At 70.7% G+C, this 21,100-nt stretch carries 17 protein-coding genes; 3 read left to right on the top strand and 14 right to left on the bottom strand.

The window, feature by feature from the left end; genetic code table 11:
* The first annotated feature begins 32 nt into the window (after nucleotides 1–32).
* Both rph and rdgB read left to right on the top strand, forming a co-directional pair.
* Nucleotides 33–758 carry a ribonuclease PH gene (gene rph / locus CLT68_RS12190; protein WP_099850933.1) on the top strand — a complete coding sequence of 242 codons (726 nt, stop codon included), beginning with the start codon at nucleotides 33–35 and terminating at the stop codon, nucleotides 756–758.
* A 52-nt stretch (nucleotides 759–810) separates the two neighbouring features.
* Complete coding sequence (rdgB, locus tag CLT68_RS12195; protein ID WP_099850934.1) at nucleotides 811–1,428, top strand: RdgB/HAM1 family non-canonical purine NTP pyrophosphatase; 618 nt, start codon at nucleotides 811–813, stop codon at nucleotides 1,426–1,428.
* 15 nt (nucleotides 1,429–1,443) lie between these two features.
* Here the strand turns inward: rdgB and CLT68_RS12200 are convergent, their stop codons facing one another.
* From CLT68_RS12200 to CLT68_RS12230, 7 genes are all read right to left on the bottom strand, one after another.
* The gene (locus tag CLT68_RS12200) at nucleotides 1,444–2,667 is read right to left on the bottom strand and encodes a DUF6891 domain-containing protein (protein ID WP_143743172.1); all 1,224 of its coding nucleotides are present in this window, start codon (nucleotides 2,665–2,667) and stop codon (nucleotides 1,444–1,446) included.
* Nucleotides 2,668–2,769: 102 nt separating this feature from the next.
* Complete coding sequence (hutH, locus tag CLT68_RS12205) at nucleotides 2,770–4,308, bottom strand: histidine ammonia-lyase (RefSeq protein ID WP_099850937.1); 1,539 nt, start codon at nucleotides 4,306–4,308, stop codon at nucleotides 2,770–2,772.
* Nucleotides 4,305–5,501 carry an imidazolonepropionase gene (gene hutI / locus CLT68_RS12210; RefSeq protein WP_088946441.1) on the bottom strand — a complete coding sequence of 399 codons (1,197 nt, stop codon included), beginning with the start codon at nucleotides 5,499–5,501 and terminating at the stop codon, nucleotides 4,305–4,307. Before hutI ends, hutH begins: the two co-directional genes overlap by 4 nt.
* Nucleotides 5,498–6,865, bottom strand: coding sequence for a formimidoylglutamate deiminase (locus tag CLT68_RS12215; RefSeq protein WP_099850939.1), 1,368 nt, complete (start codon nucleotides 6,863–6,865; stop codon nucleotides 5,498–5,500). The genes hutI and CLT68_RS12215 overlap by 4 nt, the downstream gene beginning before the upstream one ends.
* A complete protein-coding gene (locus CLT68_RS12220) occupies nucleotides 6,856–8,058 on the bottom strand; it encodes an allantoate amidohydrolase (RefSeq protein ID WP_099850941.1) in 1,203 nt (400 codons plus the stop codon). The genes CLT68_RS12215 and CLT68_RS12220 overlap by 10 nt, the downstream gene beginning before the upstream one ends.
* Nucleotides 8,055–9,713 carry a urocanate hydratase gene (gene hutU, locus CLT68_RS12225; protein ID WP_099850942.1) on the bottom strand — a complete coding sequence of 553 codons (1,659 nt, stop codon included), beginning with the start codon at nucleotides 9,711–9,713 and terminating at the stop codon, nucleotides 8,055–8,057. Before hutU ends, CLT68_RS12220 begins: the two co-directional genes overlap by 4 nt.
* Before the next feature lie 16 nt (nucleotides 9,714–9,729).
* On the bottom strand, nucleotides 9,730–10,581 hold the full coding sequence (locus CLT68_RS12230) for a MurR/RpiR family transcriptional regulator (RefSeq protein WP_099850943.1): 852 nt from the start codon (nucleotides 10,579–10,581) through the stop codon (nucleotides 9,730–9,732).
* Nucleotides 10,582–10,711: 130 nt separating this feature from the next.
* Here CLT68_RS12230 and CLT68_RS12235 point away from each other — a divergent pair, with 130 nt between their 5' ends.
* Nucleotides 10,712–11,995 (top strand): hypothetical protein, encoded by a 1,284-nt coding sequence (locus CLT68_RS12235; protein ID WP_143743173.1) that lies wholly within the window; start codon nucleotides 10,712–10,714, stop codon nucleotides 11,993–11,995.
* Nucleotides 11,996–12,043: 48 nt separating this feature from the next.
* Here the strand turns inward: CLT68_RS12235 and CLT68_RS12240 are convergent, their stop codons facing one another.
* The 7 genes from CLT68_RS12240 to CLT68_RS12270 are packed head-to-tail and all read right to left on the bottom strand — an operon-like array spanning nucleotide 12,044 to nucleotide 20,928.
* Nucleotides 12,044–13,180, bottom strand: a complete 1,137-nt coding sequence (locus CLT68_RS12240; protein WP_486482149.1) for a glycosyltransferase — start codon at nucleotides 13,178–13,180, stop codon at nucleotides 12,044–12,046.
* Nucleotides 13,174–14,457: an acyltransferase family protein gene (locus tag CLT68_RS12245; protein WP_099850946.1), complete on the bottom strand. Its 1,284-nt coding sequence runs from the start codon at nucleotides 14,455–14,457 to the stop codon at nucleotides 13,174–13,176. Before CLT68_RS12245 ends, CLT68_RS12240 begins: the two co-directional genes overlap by 7 nt.
* Nucleotides 14,458–14,464: 7 nt before the next feature.
* Nucleotides 14,465–15,997 (bottom strand): lipid II flippase MurJ, encoded by a 1,533-nt coding sequence (locus CLT68_RS12250; protein WP_099850948.1) that lies wholly within the window; start codon nucleotides 15,995–15,997, stop codon nucleotides 14,465–14,467.
* 1 nt (nucleotide 15,998) lies between these two features.
* The gene (locus CLT68_RS12255; RefSeq protein ID WP_143743174.1) at nucleotides 15,999–17,129 is read right to left on the bottom strand and encodes a glycosyltransferase family 4 protein; all 1,131 of its coding nucleotides are present in this window, start codon (nucleotides 17,127–17,129) and stop codon (nucleotides 15,999–16,001) included.
* 53 nt (nucleotides 17,130–17,182) lie between these two features.
* Complete coding sequence (locus tag CLT68_RS12260; RefSeq protein WP_486482427.1) at nucleotides 17,183–18,220, bottom strand: glycosyltransferase; 1,038 nt, start codon at nucleotides 18,218–18,220, stop codon at nucleotides 17,183–17,185.
* A complete protein-coding gene (locus tag CLT68_RS33765; protein ID WP_143743175.1) occupies nucleotides 18,150–19,670 on the bottom strand; it encodes an O-antigen ligase family protein in 1,521 nt (506 codons plus the stop codon). The genes CLT68_RS12260 and CLT68_RS33765 overlap by 71 nt, the downstream gene beginning before the upstream one ends.
* Complete coding sequence (locus tag CLT68_RS12270) at nucleotides 19,663–20,928, bottom strand: glycosyl transferase family 1 (protein WP_199177034.1); 1,266 nt, start codon at nucleotides 20,926–20,928, stop codon at nucleotides 19,663–19,665. Before CLT68_RS12270 ends, CLT68_RS33765 begins: the two co-directional genes overlap by 8 nt.
* Between the last annotated feature and the right edge of the window lie 172 nt (nucleotides 20,929–21,100).

The following is a 21,100-nucleotide window of genomic DNA, read 5'->3' on the forward strand; positions in this document are numbered from 1 at the left end:
AGGTGGAGGGTCGCACCGCATAGGGTGCAGGTATGGCGCGACCTGACGGGCGAGGGCCCTCTCAACTCCGACCGGTGACCCTGACCCGAGGCTGGAGCACCCACCCGGAGGGCTCGGTGCTCGTCGAGTTCGGCGGCACCCGGGTGCTCTGCACGGCGAGCGTCACCGAGGGGGTGCCCCGCTGGCGCAAGGGCTCCGGGCTCGGCTGGGTGACCGCCGAGTACGCGATGCTGCCGCGGGCCACCAACACCCGCTCCGACCGGGAGAGCGTCAAGGGCCGGGTCGGTGGTCGCACCCACGAGATCTCCCGGCTGATCGGCCGCAGCCTGCGGGCCAGCATCGACCTCAAGGCTCTCGGCGAGAACTCGATCGTGCTGGACTGCGACGTGCTCCAGGCCGACGGTGGCACCCGCACGGCGGCGATCACCGGCGCGTACGTCGCGCTGCACGACGCGGTGGGCTGGCTCGCCGCCCGGAAGTCGTTGGCGGGTAAGCCGGAGAAGGTGATGCACCGGTCGGTGGCCGCGGTCAGCGTGGGCATCATCGCCGGCGAGGCGCGGCTCGACCTCTGCTACGAGGAGGACGTCGCCGCCGAGGTGGATATGAACGTGGTGTGCACCGGCGCGGGTGACTTCGTCGAGGTGCAGGGCACCGGTGAGGCGGGCGTGTTCGCCCGCGACCAGCTCGACAGCCTGCTCGACCTGGCCGTCGCCGGCTGCGCCGAGTTGGCCGAAGCCCAGCGGAAGGCACTCGGGTGAGCGTGAGGAGTGAGCTTGCGAGCCCCGCAGTCGCGAACAAAGGTGTCTCAGCATGAACAAGGTCCTGCTCGCCACCCGTAACCGCAAGAAGCTGGTGGAGCTTCAGCGGATCCTGGACGGCGCGCTCGGCGCGCACCGGATCGCCCTGCTCGGGCTGGACGACGTCGAGCAGTACGCGGAGCTGCCGGAGACCGGTCTTACCTTCGGCGAGAACGCGCTGATCAAGGCGCGGGAGGGGTGTCGGCAGACCGGGCTCCCGACGATCGCCGACGATTCCGGGCTCGCGGTCGACGCGCTCAACGGGATGCCGGGGGTGTTCAGCGCCCGCTGGTCCGGCCGACACGGCGACGACCAGGCCAACCTTCAGCTGGTGCTGGACCAGATCGGCGACGTGCCGGACGAGCAGCGGGCGGCGTCGTTCGTCTGCACCGTGGCGTTGGTGCTGCCCGGCGGCAAGGAGCACCTGGTCGACGGCCGGCAGTCCGGGCGGGTGCTGCGCGCGCCGCGCGGCGACGGTGGGTTCGGCTACGACCCGATCTTCCTGGGCGACGGACAGGACCGGACCAACGCCGAGCTGACCCCGGCGGAGAAGGACGCGATCAGCCACCGCGGCAAGGCGCTGCGCGAGCTGGCCAAGCTGATCGCGAAGGTCCTGCCCCCCGCCGCCTGAGCGCCCCGACACGTCTCACCAGCGCTTCGTCAGGAGGTCGCCGCCCAACTCGTCGATCGGGACGCGGTCCTCAGTGGCCAGCGCGGTGAGCATCCGTTCGGCCTCGCCGATGGTGGCGATCCGCCCGGTCGAGGTGGACCGCGCCGTGTCGAGCTCTTCCAGCCACAGCCCGTCGCGCTCCCAGGCGACCTGCACACAGCCGCCGGAGCGGCCGAAGGCGGTCAGGAAGTCCCCGCTCAGCGGCCGCATCGCGCGCAGCAGGAGGCGCGCCTCGGCCGCGTCCAGCGGCACGTCCTTCTGGACGCGGTCGCGGTACTGGTAGGTCGCCTCGAGGAAATCGGGCGGGGCCGACAGGGCGGCCGCCGGGACCGATCCGCCGGTCAACCGGCGGATCAGATCCAGGCCGTCGTTTCGGCCGACGGTCAGCTCCCGTGCGTCCTGCTCGGGGTACGTGCCCAGCAGGGTGTCCCCCTCCCGTCGAACGACGACAGCGGTGCCCTTGTGAGCCACCCGGATCCGTACGCCGGCAGGCAACCAGGGCAGGTGCAGGCCGGCGAGCCGGGCGGCCGACGACAGACCCTCGGTCGGGGCGTCGCTCCCCGTCCACTGATTCAGCAGCTCCACGTCGATGTCGACGTCGTCGTCGACCGTTGCGGGCAGCGCGGCCAGCCGACCGACCCGACGTCGCTGCCAGGTCAGCGCGACCCTGATCCGGGTGCCGGTGTGCCCGTCCCAGTGCACCGTCAACCCTTCGGCGCGCAGCGCCGCAGCGATCTCCTCGCCGACCTCGACCGTCGCGGGCTGCCCGAAGAGGCCGAACGTCAGGTAGACCCCGGAACCGTCGACACCGCGCTCGGCGTCCTGCCGATGGTAGAAGGCGTACCCCCGGGCGGTGCGACCCCGAGGCACCTCGTCGCCGATCTCGGCAACGCCGCAGTTCTGGCAGCAGGCGAAATCTTCCCGGGCCACCAGCCCGGCTGCCGAGAGCGTCCGGAAGGCCGTGGTGAGCCGGTCGCTGTCGGTGACCTCCGGCCAGCGCGCCTGGGCGGCGAGGTGCGCGCTCAGCTCCTCGGTCACCATCGGCCAGGCTCGGGCCTCAACCTCCGCCGGGTCCGTCTCGCCAGCCAGGTACTCCATCGTCTCGGCGACGATCGCGGCGGCCGGCAACTCGGCCAGCGCCACCTGACGGCGTACGAAGTCCTGGATCTGCTCGCTGAGCCCCTGTTCCTCGATCTCCACGGCGGCGAACGCTAGCAGCAGCAACCGACAGGCCGGCCGGGGCGCACGAGGTGCTGCCGTCCGCCGCCTGACCCGCGGCGGACGACAGCGACCCGGCGGAGATCAGCCCAGCGGGCCGACCTCCCGTTCGATGGCGGCGCGCAACTCCGGCCCGGCGACGACTGCGCGGGCCGCCTCCATCACCGGGGCGAGGAACACGTCCGGGCCGGGCTCGCCGGCCGCCGGGCCGAGCGCCGCGACGGCCGCCCGCCCGGCCGCTGACGGCTCCAGCGGGGCGCGCAGTTGCAGCCCGCGTACGCCGGCCAGCAGCTCCACCGCGAGCAGGCTGGTGAGATTGTCCAGCACGGTGCGCAGCTTCTTGGCCGCGGCCCAGCCCATCGAGACGTGGTCCTCCTGCATGCCGCTGGTGGGCAGGGAGTCCACCGAGGCGGGGGCGGCCAGCCGACGGTTCTCGGCGACGATCCCCGCCGCTGTGTACTGGGCGATCATCAGCCCGGAGTTGACCCCGGCGTCGGGGGAGAGGAACGCCGGCAGTTCCCGGGAACGGGTGACGTCGAGCAGCCGGTCCACCCGACGCTCGGCGATCGCGCCCACCTCGGCCGCGGCGATGGCCAGGAAGTCCGCGGCGAAGCCGAGCGGCGCGCCGTGGAAGTTACCTGTCGACTCGACCCGCCCGTCCGGCAGCACCACCGGGTTGTCCACAACGGACACCAGCTCCCGACCCGCGACAGTGCGGACGAAGTCCAGGGTGTCGCGGGCCGCGCCGGCCACCTGCGGGGCACACCGCATCGAGTACGCGTCCTGCACGGCGTGCGCCAGGTCGTCGCGGTGCGAGTCCATCACCCGGGAGTCCTGCAACAGCCGGTGGATGTTCGCCGCCGACGCGGCCTGGCCGGGGTGCGGCCGGATGGCGTGCAGCTCGGGCAGGAACGGTCGCTCGGAGCCGAGCATCGCCTCGATGGCCAGCGCGGCCGTCACGTCGGCCATGGCGAACAGGTGCGCCGCGTCGTGGATGGCCAGCAGCAGCATGCCGAGCATGCCGTCGGTGCCGTTGATCAGCGCCAGCCCCTCCTTGGCTGCCAGCTCGATCGGCTTGAGCCCGGCGGCGGTCAGCGCGTCGGCCGCGTCCTGCCGCTCGCCGGCCGGGCCGAGGACCCAGCCCTCACCGAGCAGCACCAGCGCGCAGTGCGCCAGCGGCGCCAGGTCACCGGAGGCGCCCAGCGAGCCGTGCTCCGGCACCCACGGGGTGATGTCGTGGTTGAGCAGGTCGACCAGGGCCTCGGCGACCAGCGGCCGGACCCCGGAGCGGCCGAGGGCGAGCGACCGGACCCGCAGCAGCATCATGGCCCGGACCACCTCGCGCGGCATCGGGGCACCAACCCCGGCGGCGTGCGACCGGATCAGCGCGTGTTGCAGCTCAGCCCGCCGCTCGGGGGCGATGAAGGTGTTGGCCAGCGCCCCGAACCCGGTGGAGACCCCGTAGACGGGACGGCCGGACGACTCGATTCCGTCCACGATGGCCCGACTGGTCGCCATCGCGTCGATGGTTGCCGGGTCGAGGACGATCGTGGCGCTGCCGCGGGCCACCGCGAGAACGTCGTCGGCGGAGATTCCGGTGGGTTGGATGGTCACGGTCGTCATGGCGTTACTCCGTTGCGCATTACCTGGCGGATCAGGGGGACACCGGGCCGGTAGGCCAGGTGCAGGTAGGACGGCGCGTCCAGGACCACGAGGTCGGCCCGCGCGCCGGGGGTGAGGACACCGATGTCGTCCCGGCGCAGCGCCCGCGCGCCACCGGCGGTCGCGGCCCAGACCGCCTCCGCCGGGGTCATCCGCATCTCACGGACCGCCAGGGCCACACAGAACGCCATCGACGAGGTGTACGAGGAGCCGGGGTTGCAGTCCGTCGCCAGCGCCACTGTGACACCGGCGTCGAGCAGCCGGCGGGCGTCCGGGTAGGGCGAGCGGGTGGAGAACTCCGCGCCGGGAAGCAGGGTCGCGACGGTGCTGGTGTGCGGACCCTCATGGCACATGCAGTCGACCAGGGAGGACGCGAGCGCGTCGACATCGGCGTCGGACAGGTAGGTGCAGTGGTCCACGCTGGCCGCGCCCAGCTCCACGCCGAGCTGCACGCCCGGTCCGGGGCCGAGCTGGTTGGCGTGCACCCGCACACCAAGCCCGACGGCCTGCCCGCAGGCCAGGATCGCCCGGGCGTGGTCCACGTCGAAGGCACCCCGCTCGCAGAACACGTCGATCCACTTGGCGTGCGGCGCGGCGGCGGCCAACATCGGGCCGCAGACCAGCCCGACATAGTCGTCCGGGCGGTCGGCGTACTCGGCGGGGACCACGTGCGCGCCGAGATAGGTGGTGTCCTCGGTGAACTCGGCGGCGATCCGCAACGAGCGGGCCTCGTCGGCGACGGTCAGCCCGTACCCACTCTTGATCTCCATGGTCGTGGTGCCCTGGCGCAGCGCCTCCCCGCGCAGCCGGCGCACGGTGGCCCGTAGCTCGTCGTCGGTGGCGGCCCGGGTCGCTCCGACAGTGGTCCGGATGCCGCCGCCGGTGTAGGGCTCACCGGCCATCCGGGCGGCGAACTCGGCGGCGCGATCCCCGGCGAAGACCAGGTGGGCGTGGCTGTCCACGAAGCCGGGCAGCACGGCCGCCCCGCCGGCGTCGAGTCGCCGGTCAGCCGCCGGCGCGTACGCGGACGGCCCGACCCAGACCACCCGGCCCTCCTCGACCAGCACTGCCGCGTCCCGGCGAATGCCCAGCGGGCCCTCACCGGCGCCGTTGGTGACCAGCTCCCCGATGTTGTCGACCAGCATGCTGCTCATGAGGGCGTGACCGCCTCGATCGACGCCGACAGCTCGGCCGGCACGTCCACGCTCAGGTGCCGGCCGTCGGCCACCACCACCCGACCGTCGACGACGACCTGTTCGACGTCTGCCGCGGAGGCCGCGAAGAACACACCCACCGGCGGCACCCCGGCGGTGCGGGCGGTGTCCAGCCGTACCGTCACCAGGTCGGCGCGGGCGCCGACGGCGATCCTCCCGGCGTCGGCCCAGCCCAGCGCGGCGTGCCCGGCGGACGTGGCGGCCGTCAGCAGGTCGACAGGCGCGAAGTGGCCGCGTCGGCGGGTCCGCAGGCGCTCGTCCAGCTCCACCGCCCGGGCCTCCTCGAACAGGTCGACCACCGCGTGACTGTCGCTGCCCAGGCTCAGCCGGACCCCCGCGTCGGCCATCCGGCGGGCCGGGCCGATGCCGTCGGCGAGGTCCCGCTCGGTGGTCGGGCAGAGGCACACCCCGCTCCGGCTGTCGCCGAGCAGCGTCAGGTCGGCGCTGGTCGGGTGGGTGGCGTGCACGGCGGTGGTGTCCGGACCGAGCACACCGTGCTCGGCGAGCAGCGCGGTGGGCGTACGCCCGTGCACGGCCCGGCACTCGTCGTTCTCGGCGGGCTGCTCGGAGAGGTGCACGTGCAGAGGTGCCCGCCGTTCCCGGGCCCAGTCAGCGACCGTGCGGAGCTGGTCGGCCGGGACGGCCCGCACCGAGTGCACGGCCGCGCCGACCCGGACGTGGGAGTCCGTCGGTTGGAACGCCGATGCCCGTTGCGCCCAGCGGGCCGCGTCGCCGTCACCGAACCGGCGCTGCGGGCCGGCGAGCGCCTGACCGTCCACGCTGGAGGTCAGGTAGCAGGTGTCCAGCAGGGTCAGCCGGATCCCGGCGTGCGCGGCGGCCTCGACCAGCGCACCGCCCATCTCGTTCGGGTCGTCGTAGGCGCCGCCGTCCGGCCGGTGGTGCAGGTAGTGGAACTCGCCCACACAGGTGATCCCGGCCAGCGCCATCTCGGCGTAGACCGCACGAGCCAGGGCGAGGTAGGTGTCGGGGTCCAGGCGGTCCGCCACCGCGTACATCTGGTCCCGCCAGGTCCAGAAGTCGCCCCGACCGCCGTGGGTACGCCCGCGCAGCGCCCGATGGAAGGCGTGTGAGTGCACGTTGGACAGCCCGGGCAGGGTCAGGCCGGGCAGCGGCACCGCGTCGGCGTGCACCTCGACCCCGGCCGGTGGCTGACTCTCGGGCGTCAGTGGCGTCACCGCGCTGATCCGGCCGTCCTCGACCTCGATCAGCACGTCGGGCGTGGGTTCGGCGTGCTCGGGCAGCCAGGCGTACTCGGCGAGCCAGCGGGTCGGTGTCACCGGCATGTCAGCTCCTTCAACACCTGGGCCAGCGCCCGGACGCCGGCGGCACAGTCGTCGTCGGTGGCCGCCTCGGCGGGGGAGTGCGACACCCCGGTCGGGTTGCGCACGAAGAGCATCGCGGTGGGCAGGTGCCCGGCGAGCACACCGGCGTCGTGCCCCGCACCGGTGGGCAGCACCGGCGCGTCGAGCAGCGCGGCCAGCCGCTGCGCCAGCCCGCCGTCGAAGGCGACCAGCGGGGTCGCCGACTCCTCGGTGACCGTCACCGCCGTACCGTCGCGCCGCGCCCGCTCGGCGAGCTTGCCGCGCACCGCCTCCACCAGGCCGGCGAGGGTCTGCGGGTCGGCGGCCCGGGCGTCCAGCCAGCCGGTCACCCTCGACGGGATGGCGTTGGTGGCGTTGGGTTCGACGGAGACCCGACCCACTGTGGCGTGCGCGCCCCGCAGCCGGGCCTCCTTGTTGGCCGCCAGCACCGTGAACGCGTACGTCAGCATCGGGTCGCGGCGGTCGGCCATCCGGGTGGTGCCCGCGTGGTTGCCCTCGCCGTCGACGTCGAAGCGCCACCGGCCGTGCGGCCAGATCGCGCTGGCCACCGCGACCGGCGCGTCGGTGTCGACGAGCGCGCGGCCCTGCTCGACGTGCAACTCCACGAAGGCGCCGAACCGGCCCAGCAGCTCCGGGCGGGCGCCCGCCGGTTTGTCGCCGAGCGCCTCGGCGAAACTCACCCCGGCCGCGTCGCGCAGGCCGGCCGCGCGTTCGGGCGGCAGCGCCCCGGTGAGCAGCCGCGACCCCAGGCACGGTACGCCGAAGCGCGCACCCTCCTCCTCCACGAACGCCGCCAGCACCAGTGGCCGGTCCGGGGTCACCCCGGCGGCGCGCAGCTCGTCCACGGCGAGGAACGCGCTGACGATGCCGAGCGGCCCGTCGTACGCCCCGCCGTGCGGCACCGAGTCGAAGTGGCTGCCGGTGAGCACGGCATCCTCGCCCTCCGGGTCACCCCAGTGGGCGAAGAGGTTGCCGTTGCCGTCCTCGGTGACCGGCATGGCACGTTGCTCAGCCTGTGCGCGGAACCAGCCGCGCAGCTCGATCTCCGGCTCGGTCAACGCGTACCGCAGGTAGCCGCCGCTGTCGGCGTCCCGCCCCACCGGCGCGATCTCGTCCCACAACTCCCGGAACCGGGCAGCAAGGTCGTCGCTCATGCCGGTCCGCCTTCCGTCATCGGCACACGGACCCCGGTGCGGTCGGCGACCTCGCGGGCGCTCTCGTAGCCGGCGTCGACGTGCCGGATGACGCCCATCGCCGGGTCGTTGGTGAGCACCCGCTCGATCTTCTGACCGGCCAGGGCGGTGCCGTCGGCCACGCAGACCTGCCCGGCGTGGATCGACCGGCCGATGCCCACCCCACCGCCGTGGTGAATCGACACCCACGAGGCGCCGCTGGCGGTGTTGACCAGGGCGTTGAGCAGCGGCCAGTCGGCGATCGCGTCGGAGCCGTCGGCCATGCCCTCGGTCTCCCGGTACGGGCTGGCGACGCTGCCGGTGTCCAGGTGGTCCCGGCCGATCACGACCGGCGCGGAGAGCTCGCCGGAGGCGACCATGTCGTTGAACCGCACACCCGCCTTGTCCCGCTCGCCCTGACCGAGCCAGCAGATCCGGGCCGGCAGGCCCTGGAAGGCGACCCGCTCGCCGGCCAGCTTGATCCAACGGGCCAGCGACTCGTTCTCCGGGAACAGCTCCAGGATCGCCCGGTCGGTGGCCGCGATGTCGGCCGGGTCGCCGGAGAGCGCCGCCCACCGGAACGGCCCCTTGCCCTCACAGAACAACGGTCGGATGTACGCGGGCACGAAACCGGGGAAGTCGAAGGCGCGCTGGTAGCCACCGAGCTGCGCCTCACCGCGGATCGAGTTGCCGTAGTCGAACACCTCGGCCCCGGCGTCGAGGAAGCCGACCATCGCCTCGACGTGCTTCGCCATCGACGCCCGGGCCCGGTCGGTGAACTCGGCCGGCTTCGCCGCGGCGTAGTCCCGGGCGTCGTCCAATTCCACCCCCACCGGCAGGTATGCCAGCGGGTCGTGCGCGCTGGTCTGGTCGGTCACGATGTCGATCTCGACGCCACGGGTGAGCAGCTCCGGGAAGACCTCGGCGGCGTTGCCGACCACGCCGACGCTCAGTGCCCGGCGATCCCGCTTCGCGGCGAGGACCCGCGCGACCGCGTCGTCCAGGGAGTCCGCGACCTCGTCCAGATAGCGGTCGTGCACCCGACGGTCGAGCCGGGTGCGGTCCACGTCCACGATCAGGCAGACGCCGCCGTTCATGGTGACCGCGAGTGGCTGCGCGCCGCCCATCCCACCGCAGCCGGCGGTCAGCGTCAGCGTCCCCGCGAGAGTGCTGTTGAACCGCTTGGCGGCCACCGCCGAGAACGTCTCGTAGGTGCCCTGGAGGATGCCCTGGGTGCCGATGTAGATCCACGAACCGGCGGTCATCTGCCCGTACATGGTCAGGCCCAGCTGCTCCAGCCGGCGGAACTCCGGCCAGGTCGCCCAGTCGCCCACCAGGTTCGAGTTGGCCAGCAGCACCCGGGGTGCCCACTCGTGCGTACGCATCACCCCGACCGGGCGACCCGACTGCACCAGCATCGTCTCGTCCTCACGCAGGTCAGTCAGCGTGCGAACCAACGCGTGGTACGACGGCCAGTCCCGCGCCGCCTTGCCGGTGCCGCCGTAGACCACCAGATCGTCGGGGCGTTCGGCCACCTCGGGGTCGAGGTTGTTCATCAACATCCGCAGGGCGCCCTCCTGCTGCCACCCGCGGGTGGTGAGCTGGCTGCCCCGTGCGGCACGAATGGGCTGGGTCATCTCTGATCTCCTCCGGTCAACCGAGGAACAACTGTCGGCGGGCCGCGGAGGCTTCGAACGCCTCCAGTCGGCGCTGGGTGTCGGCCGGCGCGGCGTCGCAGATCGCCTGCAACAGCACCATGGCCAGGGTCATCGGTGCGGTGTGCAGGTCGAAGACGAGCTGCGCGCCGACAGCCGCGGCGAGCACCACGTCGGCGTGCTCGGTGGCCGGGCTGACCGGCGAGTCGGTGATCGCCACCACGGTCAGCCCGGCGGCGCGGGCGTCGCGCAGCGCGTCCAGGGTCTCCCGTGGGTAGCGGGGCAGCACGAAGGCGAGCACGGCGGACGCGCCTGCCTCGGCGGCCTGCTCCAGGCGGTCGGTGAGCAGGCTGCCGCCGTCGTCGAGGACCCGTACGTCCGGGTGCACCTTGGCCGCGAAGTAGGCGAAGTACGCGGCAAGTGGCGCGGCGGCGCGTAGGCCGAGCACCGGCAGCGGCCGACTCTCGGCGAGCAGTCGCCCGGTCTCGGCGATCCGGTCCCGGTCGGCGAGCTGAGCGGCCAGCCGGTCCAGGTTGCCCATCTCCGCGCGTACCGCCTGCTGGAGTTCGTTTCCACTGTCCGCCGATCCGGCCGGCGTTGCGATGGTGAGGTCGCGCAGCCGGCGGCGCAGCGCGGGGTAGCCGTCGTGGCCGAGCGCGACGGCGAACCGGGTGACCGACGGCTGGCTGACCCCGGCGAGATCGGCGACCTCGGCGGCGGACAGGTACGCCACGGCGGGGGCGTGCTGCACGAGGCAGTGCGCGATCCGGCGCTGGGTGGGGGTGAGGCGCACCCCTTGGAACAGGTCGAGCACCCGGTCAGCGGGTGCCTCGACAGCTCCTTCATTCATGAGCTGACTCTATGCATAGAAACTTTCACGAAGCAAGCAGTGGCTCGCTCATCGAAGCGTGCCAACCGGGGCCGGTCAGGCTGGACGGCGGTCGGTACTATCCGCACGGCGGTTCAACGGAGGAGTGCGCATGCAGCCGGAAGGCCCCTACAGGTTCACCCACGCGCTCGGCGGGTCTCCAGTGGGGAAGGCATGGGCCGCGATCGACGAGCAGGGCCGATTCGTCACGGTGGCGGTGCTCGACGCCACCGTTGCCGCCACGGCCGGGTGGCGCGAGGCGTTCTCCGGGGCTGCCGACCTGTTGGCCCAGTCGGCCGACCCGACGCCCTACACGTACGCCGACTTCTCCGCCGCCGCGCCCTGGGTGGCCTACTCGGCGGACGTCGGCCCCGGCGCGGAAAAGCTGTTCCGGGCCCTCGGCGTCGACTACACCCCCGCCCCGACGACAGCCCCACCGACCTCCGCCCCACCGTCGGTGTCCGCGCCCCCCTCGGTCTCCGCACCTCCGGTGTCGGCCCCGCCGCAACCCGTCTCCGGTGGGCCGCCGGCCCCGTGGGCGGTGCAGGCCGCTCCGATCCCGAGCCAACTGGTCTCCGCCTCCCAGCACCCCATCTCCGGTGTACCCGCCTCTCCGGCCGCGGTGACCTCGTCGCCACCAGCGGTCCCCATCCCGACGAGCGGGCCGGGCGGCGACGCGTTCGTCGCACCGGTGCGCCGCATCACCCCATCCGCGCGGCCGCCTCGGCGGACCGGCCTCTGGATCGGCATCGCCGCGCTGGTCCTGGTGCTGGCGGGCGCCGGCGGGCTGGCAGTCTGGAAGGGCTCGGACGACAAGCCCACCGACGTCACCGCCAGCACCAGCGCCGCGCCGCCGCCGATGCCCGCCGCGCCACCGCAGTCACCCGGCACCGAGCCGCCTCAGGGCGGCAAGTGGCCGACCCAGTGGCCGAGGTTCACCGAGCGGGACAACGTGCGCACGCTCGCCAACCTCGAAGGGCTCGCCTTCCCGGTCAAGGTTCCGATGGACTGGACCTGCACACTCGCCGGGAAGGCCGAGGGCTTCGCCAAGTACAACTGCGGCCGGTCGGCCTCTGGAGAGTCGACAATGGGCGGTGAGCTGATTGTCCGGAACTGCCCTCAGCCGTGCGACGAGCGACGCCAGACCGCCATGCGGATGGCCGAGGAGGCTTGGGGCACTCGGTGGATTCGCAGCGGCCAGTCCGCCACCTACGGCGAGGCACTCATCAACGCTGACGGCGAGCAGCGACACGGTCTGATCGTTGTCGCCTACTATCGGGGCGGCCCGGATGGCGTCACCGACCGGCAGATCGTTCTGCGGTTGACCGGTCCGATGCAGGAGGCGAACCAGCTGCGCCGGATCGCCACCTACCTGAGGGACGTCCTCGTCTTCTGAACTCGCGCGGATGTGCGTGCCTCGCACGCACATCCGCGCCGGTGCGGCTCAGAGCCCGGCGTCTGCGATCCAGGCCGTCATCCGCGCCGCGAACTGCTGTTCGGAGAACCCGTTGGCGTGTGACCGGACTCGGTCCTGCGACAGCTCCGACAGTCGGTGGACCAGCGGCACGAAGCTGTTCGGGTCCTGGGAGTCGATGAGGAACCCGGTCTCCCCGTCGACGACGGTTTCCAGCAGACCACCGCGGCGCAGACCCACCACCGGGGTCCCGCAGGCTTGAGCCTCGACCGGGATGATGCCGAAGTCCTCGTGGACCGGAAACAGCAGCGCCCGCGCACCCCAGTAGAGCTGGCGCAGACGCTCCTTCGAAGGCCGCACCTCGAACGTCACCGGCACCCGGACCCGCTCGGCGGCACGTCGCAGCGCGGTCTCTTCCGGACCGGAGCCGGCGATCACTACCGGCAGGCCGGCCGCCTCGGCGATCTGGATGATCAGGTCGAAGTTCTTGTACGGGATCCACCGCCCCACACCGAGCAGATACTCGCGCGGCTGGCTCTGATCTGCCGCGGGCGCGGCCGCGAAGTAGTCAACGTCCACCGGAGGGTTGATGACGACCGCGTCTCGCTTCCAGTAACGGGCGATGCGGGCCCGCACCTCCTCCGAGTTCGCGGCGTAACCGTTCACGTGACGGCTGAGGCGGACGTCGGCGGTCTGCAGTACGCGCCTCGGCAGCGTCAGCATGGGGTTCGAGCCCCGACCGTCGAAGTTCGGGCTCCAGATGTATCGCGCGGGCGAGTGCACGTAGCTGAGGTACCGGGTCTCCTCAGATGACCCAAGTCGGACGGTGTGAGCGAACGCGTGGCTGGACGAGATCACCAGGTCGAACCGCTCCTGGCTGAGAGTCCGCCACACCAGGGGCATCAACGGCAGCGCCCCGGCCTTCGTCCGGCGCAGCGGCGTGTGCGCCATCCACGACTCGCGCAGGTTGGGCTCGACGGCGTCATGGTCCTTCCAGAGCACGAAACGCTCCGCATCAGGCAGCAGGTTGCTGATTTGCCGGAAGACGTTCTCCGAGCCGCCGGTGGCGCCGAACCATTCGTGGACGAGCGCAACCCGGGCGCTCGCCAACGCGTCGAGCGGACGCGTGGCCCCAGCTTGGGGGATGCCGGGAAGGTTGTCTACCACTGGTTGCTCCTCATGCCACGGGGACTTCCGGCGTCCGACCGAACCGAATCGCCGTATTGGTCACTGTTTGCCGTCCGGGGTTCGCTGGAGGTCATGTTGCCGCTCGCCGATTGCGCGCTGATCTCCGCGAAGCCCTTCCGCAGTTGCCGGCGGAGCACCTTGGCGAGTGGCCGCTCCACGAACCGGTTCGTCAGGTACGCGACCAGGAGCACGCCCGCCACGAGGCAGGCCACCAGCAGCCACGGCGACACTGAGTCGTGGAGCCGGCTGACGGCGATCCTGCTGAACTGCATGTGCAGCAGGTACACCGGGTACGTGAGCGCCCCGATGACGGTCAGACCACGCCACCTGAACCAGGAGGACCAGCCCAGCGCCACCGCCACCATCAGCGCGAAGAAGAGGAACATGATGGGCAGCGCGACCTCGAACGAGACGACGGGCCTGTCCGCGTTCTGTCCCTCCACCCGGCGTCCCAACGTGATCACGCCGATCACCATCGACGTGCCGAGGATTCCCCAGGCAACCGGATTCGGGCCGAATCGGTAGATCAGATATAGCGCGATGCCGGCGACGAAGTACGGGGCGAAGCCCGCCTCGACGAACTGGATCAGTGGCTTTACCTGCGAATACTCCGCGTACAGAGCGGCGGTCAGCCACAGCACGCAGAAGAGCACAACCCGCTTGTAGGTCAGCCCGAACCACACGACGACAGCGAAGAGAAGGTAGAACTTCAGCTCGACGAACAGGGTCCAGTAGACCGAGTCGATGTTGGGTATGCCGAGGAAGGTCTGCAGCATCGTCGCGTTGATGAGGACGTGTGAGGGCTGCGGTGGACCGGTCTCAAGCGGCCACAGCGTGAGGGCTGCCGAGGTCGCCAACACCGCGAAGACGTATGCGGGCATGAGACGGGTCACCCGCGAGACGGCGAAGTCGGCGACGGACCTGCCCCAGCAGCTCATGCAGATGACGAACCCACTGATGACGAAGAAGAACTCCACGCCCATCCAGCCGTACCGGAACACCGCGACAGTGGGCTCCCCGAAGATCTCGACGGCGCTCCTGCCCCAGGCTCCACGGTTGTCGTTGTCGACGAACACGTGGAAGCCGAGCACCGCGAGAGCAGCGCAGAAGCGCAGCAGATCGAGGATGTAGAGGCGGTCGCCGCGAGGGTGGCGTGACGGTCCGGAGGTCGTTTCGCGGGGAGCTGCTGCGGGCGGCGGGGCCGGGCGGTCCGGCGAACCGTCCATGCCGGTCACCAGACCGGTGTGCACAGACATGGGTTCCTCACTTGATTGCCACGAGGTCGTCCTGCGGAGTCTCGTCAGCACCGCGACCGAGCTTCTTCAGGACAAACGACAGGAACGTACGCCGAAGCTGAGGTACGGCCGCCACGTAACCGACCCAGACCAGCAGGATGGCCACGCAGGACGCGATGAGACGCAGCAGCCCGGAGCCGGCCAGCAGGTACCCGGCCGCAGCGGCGGCAGCGGCGCCGGGCAGCGCAATGGCGAGCAGGCGCATGCTGAAGCCCAGCACCGACAGCAACCGAGCCGAGATGAGGAACATCAGAACGCCACTGAGCGAGGAAGCGGCACCGATCGTGAAAGCTCCCCAGTGCTTGTACAGCAGCAGGTTGAAGGCGATGGGAATGCCGAAGGAGATCGCCATCACGATCGCGACCTTGAAGTTGGCTCCCCGTGCGTTCAGCACCTTGACGAAGGTGTAACCGAGCACGTGCGCCCAGATCCCGAGCGCGAAGCCCAGCAGCAGCACCGACGAGACGTCCACCGCGCGGTTGTCGAACTCACCTCGGGCGTACAGAAGGGTGACGATCCCTCTGCTGTTCAGCGAGAGGATCAGGGCGAGAGGGATGGCCACCAGGATCACCGGCGGGATCAGGCGGCGGAGTCCACCGCCCACCTCATGGGCCTTCATCCGGGCAAACGAAGCCAGGCCGGCCAGGCCCAGCGGCGCGGCGAGCAGGGCCATGACCGAGTCGACCACGAAACGCGCGTACTCGGTGGCCGCCACCACCTCCACACCAAGCAGTGAGCCGACGGCCCGCTCGACACCGATCGACCCCTGAAGGATCACGGGGATCAGCAGCAGCGGTCGCAGCCGTCGCCAGAACATCCGGAGGGCCAGCTTCGTGGCGGCCCGGTCCGGGCGGCGGGGACCCGACTCGTCCCCCTCGCGTAGATAGCCCCGGCGTCGGAGCCAGTAGGCGCCCACACACCACAGCACGATGTACGGAAGGGTGAAACCCCATGCCAGCACGGACACGTGCCCGGTCATCCAGGCGATCACCGTAGCGAGGATCAGCCCGATGCTCTGGCACGAGGGGCGAAGGTTGATCAGTCTGACGTCGTCGTTCGCAAGGCCGACCAGGGTGTACAGGTTGTACAGGACGTAGAACGGCACACCCAGCGCGGCGATGCCGAGCATGGTCGCGGCGATCTCCGCCGTGTGTGGGTCGAGTCCTGGTCCGAGAAGCCCTACCCACAGGTTCTGACCGAAGATGAGTGCCACGGCCAGGACCACGGAGAAGGCAGCCAACAGCAGGTGCACGGCGCGGTAGAGCGCCTGAGCCATCGAAGGCCGCTCTTGGCGGTACTGCACATACAGCGGTAGGAACCCCGCGGAGAGCGCGTCGGCGGTGAAGAAGTTGATGGGGATCAAGGTCGCCGTCAGTGCGATGCGGTTCGCCGCCACCACCCGTCCAGCCCCGAAAAGCGCAGCCAGCAGGACCTCGCGGAGCAAGCCGAGGATCTTGCCGGCGATGCCGCCGAGAACCAGACGGAAGAAGACCTTGCCCATTTCAGGCCTGGCGCTGTGTGATCAGATGCGCAAAGTCGGCCAGGTAGTCCCGTGCGCAATGGTCGAGGAGGAAAGCGGGGGGCAGCAGATTGGCGCGCGGCCCCCGTTCCGCGGTCACCTTCTGCACCACGTCGGCGAGGGCGTCGGAGTCCGGCGTGTCAACCTCGTGCAGCACTCGGCTCAACGCCTCCGATCGGATCGACCCGGCGGTCACGACGCACGGCAGGCCGGACGCCAACGCCTCCAGAACGGCCATCGGAAGCCCTTCCAGACGTGCCGTGGTGAGCAGTGACACGTCGGCGGCGGAGTAGTAGTCCCGCACCGCGTCAGCGTCGACCCGTCCGGTGAACCGGACCATCTCCTCCAGTTGCAGCTTGCGAACCAGGCCGCGTAGCCGCCCCTCGTCCGGGCCGTCTCCGACGACCACGAACCGGAACCTGCCGCCGAGGCCGCGGTCGCGCAGGATCGCCGCCGCCTGCAGGGCCCGATCAACCCGCTTCTGCACATGCAGACGGCCGACGCACCCGACCACCACGGTCTCTTCTTCGATTCCCAGTTCGCGTCGGATCCGACCGCGGGCGGCGCTGTCGAACGCGTGGTCCTCAGCCCGGACACCATTGGGAATCAGGCGCACCTTGCCCGGCGTCGCGGACCAGTTCTGCGGGGCGGCGGTCAGCGACTCCACAACGTTTTCGCCAACTGCGACGAGGCGGTCGAAGTCCCGGTAGCGGGCCAGGTCGCGGACCAGGGAGAAGGCATTTTTCGGCGTGCCGGCCAGAGACCGTGCCGTCGGCGCCCGCAGCTTGGACCCGAGTTCCATGGCGGACGTGCCGTGCACCTGAAGCACGAACGGCGTTCGAGGGTGCAGGGCCCGCTCCCGAATCGCCGAGTAGGAGCCAGCGCTCACCGAGAACACCACGCTCGGCGCCGTCCGGGTCGCGACCCAGTGCGCCCGGGACTCCTCCCACCAGGCGTGGGAGTAACGACCAGGTCGGGTGCCCGCCAACGGCGTCACTTCGACGCCGTCCTCGGTGAAGGTCCCAGAGCGGCCCGGGATGGCCGTGGTGACTATCTGCACCCGCGGCACGTGCAGCGCCCACTCGGCGGCCAGCCGCCACGCGAGCGTCTCCATGCCGCCGGTGTGGTGATGGGGCGTCGACCGGGAATGGATGAGGATCGACTCGATCACAGTAGGCCCCCGTACAACGATTCGAGCTTGCCGGTCTGCCGGCTCAGGTTGAACCGGTCTTCGACGGTCTGTCGCCCGATTTTGCCGAACCGGTCACAGAGGTTCTGGTCACGTAGCAGTTCAATCAGCCGGTCCGCGAGCGCGTCGACGTCTCGTTCAGGCACCAGGAAGCCGTTTGCTCCGTCCGTCACCGCCTCGGGGATGCCACCGTGGTGCGTACCAACCACCGGCTTGCCCGAAGCGGCCGCCTCAAGAAGGACCATCCCCAGCCCTTCCTGGTCACCGTCCTGAGCCGTCACGCTCGGCAGGCAGAGCAGCGTCGACTGGCCCAGCCATCGGAGGGTGTCGCTGTGCTTCTGTGCACCCAGGAAACGCACGCCTGCCTCAACCCCGAGTTCCCGGGCGAGTGAACCGAGGGAATCGCGCAGCGGACCCTCCCCGATGAGCACCAGTTCGGCGGCGGGAACAGCCTTGCGCACCTCGGCGAATGCCCGCAGCAGGTACTGCGTTCCCTTCTTCTCGACGAGCCGGGCAACGTGCAAGATCCGGGGTGTCTCGACGGGAGCGGCGGGCTGAATGGCATCGACGTCCACGCCGATGGGCAGGACGTGGCACCGCTCGGCGGGGTACCCCCATTCCACCGCGCGTCGTCGGATGTGCTCGGACACGCAGATGAACACGGCGCCCTCCGCGAAGAGAGAGTGCCGCCAGGTGACGTAGTTCAACCACGATGGCTTCTTTGAGGTCACCATCTTCGTCCGACTGACCGTCACGTCGAAGCCGTGCAGTGTCGTGACCAGCGGCACTCCCAGCGCTTTCGCGGTGGGAACGGCGTACACACCCTCGACGCCGAAGTGGGCGTGCAGCAGTGTGGTCTCACGCTTCGCGAGAGCGCCAACCAATGCTTCCGAGCGGCGGGTCAACGTGTACGACAGAACCGCGGGCCTGCCGAACTCGGCGACGCTAACCGACTCGGTTCCCGGCCGGATCGGGACCGGGTCGCGGCCCACGAACAACGGCCGGAAATTGCGCATCGCCAGGGCCTGGTTCGGGATGAACGTCTCCGACGGCAGGAACTGTTGATGTCGCAGAATCCCGACGGTGGGCAGTTGCATGGTCGTTCGACTCCTTGCGGTCGGCCACGATTAGGTAGGCGACCAGCAGCGAAAGAATAGGAATGAGGTGGATGTCGCCGAAGATCTCGGTGTTGTCGCCCAGGCCGTGGATCAGCGTCCACGCGATCGCGGCGGTGGTCCAGAGCGCGAAGGTCCGATGCTTGCCCGAGCCCGCCATCGCGGCCCGGACTGCGAGCCGCAGTGCGAGGGTGAAGAACACGGCGGTCAGCACCAGCCCGGCCAGACCTGTCGCTGCCCATGCCGCCAGCAGGACGTTGTGCGGTGGAAAACTGCGGTAGATGCCGTGCTCTCGCGCGTACGCCCCAAAGCCGGCGTCCCAGCCACCGTAACCGAGGCCGAGGAGCGGATCCCGCAGGAACGCCTCGGCACCGAAGCCCCAGATGGCCGTCCGGTCGCCGAAGGACTTGGCCAGCGCCTGGGCGAAGCCGAGCTCGACGGCGAGTATCACGCCCACGACGACGCCGACCAGACCCACACCGGCGAGCCAGACCGGCAGTCGGCGGCGGGCAGTTCTCGGTGCACGGCGGTGGCTGCCGTGCGGGGGCAGGCCGGACTCGGCCGTCCGTCGTGCCCGGGTGAGACGCTGGACGGCGAGTACGGCCGCGGGTAGGGCGATCGCGAGGAGCGTGGCCGATTTGGAGCCGGTGACCGGCACCGCCGCCAGCGCGACAAAGCCCACCACCCGCGTCCAGCGGCTTCCGGTGATCGTCGCGACGGCGAAGGCGGCGACCGCGTTCACACCGAGGAACAACCCGGCGACGTTCGCGTTGACGAACACCCCGCCGGACTTTGCCTCGTCGAAGACGTTGTTCGGACTTCCGGCAAAGAGGGCAGCGGCGGTGTTCTGTCCGCTGACGATCCCGGCGATCGACCGCAGGAACGCGTCCTCCACGCCGGGTAGGACCCGGAAGACGAGTACGAGCACTGCCTCGGCCACGATCCAGGGCCAGTACCAGCGTTCGATCCGGCGCAGCAGGCCCGGATCCTGGCGAAGGGCCTGGAGCATCAGCATCAGCGTGACGATGAACTGGCCGAGCAGCGTGATCAGTGGCAGGCCGCCCCGCGGGTCCGGCGACCAGGCCAGTGCGAGCAGCCGTACCACGAGCAGGGCGATCAGGACGCGGAACAGACCGAGGCGTAGCAGGTCGGCACCCGAGCCGCGCCAGGCCGCCAGCAGCACTCCCGGCACCAGCAGAATCGTGACCACCGTTGACGCGGCGACGTCGGTGCTGCCCTTGGGCAACAGGTAGAACTGCGGCACGGCGAGGAAGAGCACGAGGCACGCCGCAGCCCAGGGCGTCGCTCCGATCGCGATCGCCCAGGCGCCGGCAGCGCGGACCCTAGCCACGGGGCCTTCCGGCGTCGCCCGCCGGCCGCGTCACCACCTCACCGGCACGCCGTGGCATCCGGTTCGCGATGTCGCGCAGGAGACCGCCCCGGGAGCTCCAGCCGAAGTCGCTGGCGTACTTGACGCGAGCCGCGAGGACGTCGTCCGAAGCGGGTCGGATCGCGGCCAGCACGTGCTTGACGAAGTCGTCGACAGAGGTCGCGGCGGTGATGTGCTCGGTCGCCCGAGCCGCCTGCACGACATCTGGGATCGCGGTGCTGATCACGTTGAGACCGGAGGAGAGGTATTCGTAGCACTTGAGCGGGCTGACACCGGCGGTGTAGTCGTTCAGCGAGTACGGGATCAGCCCGACGCTGCAGGTGCCCGCCGCGGCGGCGAGTTCGTCGAGCGGGAGCATTCCCAGATATCGGGCACCGAGTCGTTCGAGCTCGGCCAGTTCGCGGTCGAAGCCGCCCCCACCGGCCGCTATCGGGCCGGCGAGGAGAAGCTCTCCGTGGCCCTGAAGCGCGGTAGCCAGCGTGCGAAGCAGCTCGAAGTCCAGCTTGTGCGGCGTGAGGTTCCCCGCGAACAGCGCGGCGGGCCGTCGCTGGGCCGCAGGCCGGCTCCCGGCTGCGAAGACATCGACCTCTGCGACGTTCGGCAGGGTGAGGATCTCGGTGAACCCGACGTCGTTCAGGTGGGCGGTGACGGCCCCGCTGGTGCCGATCGTCAGGTCGGCCCGGTTCGCCAGGCTCCGCTCACCAGCGGACACGGCCGAGACGTCGATGCCGGGGAAGGCCTGGAAGATGTCGACGCAGTGGTAGAGGGTGTAGTCCGCGTACTGCTCGAGGCCGTACGTGACAGGCGTGAAGGTCCAGAGGATCCGCGGACCCGGGCTGCGCCGCCATTCAGCCACGGCCCGCTCCAGCAGCAGCCGGTTCGGCAGCCGCGTCGGTGCCTGGTGAATCGGCACGATCAGTGGCGAGATGACCGTGACCCGGTCAGGAATGGAGCGGTAGGTAGCCGTCTTCTCGTGGCCGACAACCGAGTGCCGCAGCCGCTTCGCGATACGGGTGACGTCCTTCGCGTCGAGGCGTACCCGCCGCAGACCTAGGGACTCCACGAAGTAGGTGTCGGAGTCACGGGCCAGTTCCCGTACGACGTAGTGCTGGTTCGTGGCAATCGGAGAGTTCCACTCGGCGGTGCCCAGGACCAGAATCGTCGGTGCTGCCGACCCGGCTCCGGAGAGGGGGTCCGGGGGCGAAGGTGGTGTCGTCACGTGTCTCTTCCGGATTCGTCCGGCCACTTCATCGCGCTGCGGCCGCAGGTGTGCAGACCGCGCGGCAGCGGTGGTGCGTGCATGACGGGACGCACCCCCGTTGCCTCTCGATCCCCGTTCGGTTGGGCGCGCTTCGCCAGCCCAACGGGGCTGTGCCGGGCGCGCCAGCAGA

The sequence above is a fragment of the Micromonospora sp. CNZ299 genome, from assembly GCF_002754415.1.

Coding starts and splice junctions, on each gene's coding strand:
- CLT68_RS12245 (WP_099850946.1), bottom strand. CDS start 14,457: ATGTCTGTGCACACCGGTCTGGTGACCGGCATGGACGGTTCGCCGGAC.
- CLT68_RS12250 (WP_099850948.1), bottom strand. CDS start 15,997: ATGGGCAAGGTCTTCTTCCGTCTGGTTCTCGGCGGCATCGCCGGCAAG.
- rph (WP_099850933.1), top strand. CDS start 33: ATGGCGCGACCTGACGGGCGAGGGCCCTCTCAACTCCGACCGGTGACC.
- CLT68_RS12220 (WP_099850941.1), bottom strand. CDS start 8,058: ATGAGCGACGACCTTGCTGCCCGGTTCCGGGAGTTGTGGGACGAGATC.
- CLT68_RS12255 (WP_143743174.1), bottom strand. CDS start 17,129: ATGGAGACGCTCGCGTGGCGGCTGGCCGCCGAGTGGGCGCTGCACGTG.
- rdgB (WP_099850934.1), top strand. CDS start 811: ATGAACAAGGTCCTGCTCGCCACCCGTAACCGCAAGAAGCTGGTGGAG.
- CLT68_RS12215 (WP_099850939.1), bottom strand. CDS start 6,865: ATGCCGGTGACACCGACCCGCTGGCTCGCCGAGTACGCCTGGCTGCCC.
- hutU (WP_099850942.1), bottom strand. CDS start 9,713: ATGACCCAGCCCATTCGTGCCGCACGGGGCAGCCAGCTCACCACCCGC.
- CLT68_RS12235 (WP_143743173.1), top strand. CDS start 10,712: ATGCAGCCGGAAGGCCCCTACAGGTTCACCCACGCGCTCGGCGGGTCT.
- CLT68_RS12230 (WP_099850943.1), bottom strand. CDS start 10,581: ATGAATGAAGGAGCTGTCGAGGCACCCGCTGACCGGGTGCTCGACCTG.
- hutI (WP_088946441.1), bottom strand. CDS start 5,501: ATGAGCAGCATGCTGGTCGACAACATCGGGGAGCTGGTCACCAACGGC.
- hutH (WP_099850937.1), bottom strand. CDS start 4,308: ATGACGACCGTGACCATCCAACCCACCGGAATCTCCGCCGACGACGTT.
- CLT68_RS12260 (WP_486482427.1), bottom strand. CDS start 18,220: ATGCGCAATTTCCGGCCGTTGTTCGTGGGCCGCGACCCGGTCCCGATC.